Genomic DNA, 588 nt, shown 5'->3' with positions numbered 1-588 from the left:
GAACTATTGAGTACGAACGCCATCGACTTACGCGTGCGCAGGCCGACGCACAGGAACTGAAGAATGCCAGAGACTCCGCTGAAGTGGTGGAAACCGCATTCTGTACTTTCGTGCTGTCGCGGATCGCAGGTGAAATTGCCAGTATTCTCGACGGGCTCCCCCTGTCGGTGCAGCGGCGTTTTCCGGAACTGGAAAACCGACATGTTGATTTCCTGAAACGGGATATCATCAAAGCCATGAACAAAGCAGCCGCGCTGGATGAACTGATACCGGGGTTGCTGAGTGAATATATCGAACAGTCAGGTTAACAGGCTGCGGCATTTTGTCCGCGCCGGGCTTCGCTCACTGTTCAGGCCGGAGCCACAGACCGCCGTTGAATGGGCGGATGCTAATTACTATCTCCCGAAAGAATCCGCATACCAGGAAGGGCGCTGGGAAACACTGCCCTTTCAGCGGGCCATCATGAATGCGATGGGCAGCGACTACATCCGTGAGGTGAATGTGGTGAAGTCTGCCCGTGTCGGTTATTCCAAAATGCTGCTGGGTGTTTATGCCTACTTTATAGAGCATAAGCAGCGCAACACCCTT

1 protein-coding gene and 1 pseudogene are annotated in these 588 nt (G+C 53.9%); both read left to right on the top strand.

Annotated features, from left to right (window positions below):
• Positions 1–308: pseudogene (locus HP556_RS00115) on the top strand (DNA-packaging protein); the annotation flags it as partial.
• A partial coding sequence (locus HP556_RS00110) for a phage terminase large subunit family protein (RefSeq protein WP_095474125.1) occupies positions 283–588 on the top strand: 306 nt, incomplete at its 3' end. The pseudogene HP556_RS00115 and the gene HP556_RS00110, both read left to right, overlap by 26 nt.

Origin of the sequence: Tardiphaga robiniae (genome assembly GCF_013359755.1) — a bacterium.
GTDB classification, from domain to species: domain Bacteria; phylum Pseudomonadota; class Alphaproteobacteria; order Rhizobiales; family Xanthobacteraceae; genus Tardiphaga; species Tardiphaga robiniae.
Note: the sequence above shows the minus strand (reverse complement) of the source record. Positions and strands in the feature narration are given on the sequence as shown.